This window comes from Oleiphilus sp. HI0125, from assembly GCF_001635355.1.
Map to the genome: position 1 here is coordinate 1 of NZ_LWGF01000297.1, position 1,129 is coordinate 1,129.

The window sequence follows — 1,129 nt, forward strand, 5'->3', positions numbered from 1 at the left end:
GGGTGCATTGAGTCTATGTTTAGTTTTTTTCTCCCTGTGTTTGGGTGGGTGCGAATACCTCCATTGGCAACAACTAGGTAGTCCAGCTTGTGTAGCGTAGCGAGTTCATGTGGCCCAATTCCATGTGAGGCGTGATGCTGCAGAAGTCGGAACTCGTCTCTCACGTCTCTAATTCCGATTAAACCTTCCCCTGTTTCGAAGTTTTGTTCAGTTGTAAAAAGCAAATTGCCGTCACGACTAAAGCAAGCATGACCGAAAAAATGGGTGTTCTTCGGTGATTCTATTTGGACTAATTTTTCGAGTGAGTATGCGTCAGCGATAGTGAGATAAGTTTGAGGTCGTCTCGCGACCGCCACTACCATTGATTTATTGGGATTAAACAGGACTTGATGCGCCCGCCCTGGAAGCTCAAGTAGTTGTGGGGGGCTGTTGTTCTCTAACTTACAGAGTGCGAAGCGATCTCCTATTTTTATAGCACTTAAGATTGCATCGTTTTGTTTTGTATCGAATGCCGAAGATACTGAAGGCAGTGCAATAAGGCCTGTGCAAAGCGTCAACCCGTCTATTAAAAATTGTCTGCGGCGCATTAATCACCATCGCGACTATTGAAGCCTAAATGAATGCCCATCTTGGTCAGCGTGTTTTCTAACTCCGAATGAGCATGAATTAAGTCCTGCGCAATGTCTTTTAGCTCTCTGTACTGTTCGTTACTTTTTATCGCCTTTGCTAAAGGTAGGTTTATGCTCATTAGACGGTTTTTCGCACTTTCTAAAATAGAAGTGGTTGATGATAACTCTGCGTTAGGTATGTTTTTTTGCAGCGTTTCGATCATGGCAATGCTAACGTCTAAATTCTCAGTGATGAAGGGGAGAGAAAGGCCACTTCTCCAAGCTTCGAGACGTTGAAATTTTGCTTTTTTTGCGGAGCTGCCCATCGGTCGTAGCAATTTCAAAGCGCTAATAACTTCGAGGTTTTCAGCGGCTCCTTTCAGTAGCGCTGTTGCAGCATCGATCTCATCTTCAAAGAAACCGTCTAGTTGTCTTGGATCCTCAAATTGTTTGCGCATTGACTCTTTCCATTCAACAGCAAGCTCACTGCTGATACGGAGAAGATTTTGTGTATGTAGCGC

Annotated in this window: 2 protein-coding genes; both read right to left on the reverse strand. The window is 44.3% G+C overall.

Annotation, left to right across the window (positions count from 1 at the left end; all coding sequences use genetic code 11):
- Positions 1–587, reverse strand: a 587-nt coding sequence (locus A3762_RS04100) for a DUF1513 domain-containing protein (RefSeq protein ID WP_156493222.1), incomplete at its 3' end; no start/stop codon positions are given.
- A partial coding sequence (locus A3762_RS04105; protein WP_231878726.1) for an imelysin family protein occupies positions 587–1,129 on the reverse strand: 543 nt, incomplete at its 5' end. The genes A3762_RS04100 and A3762_RS04105, both read right to left, overlap by 1 nt.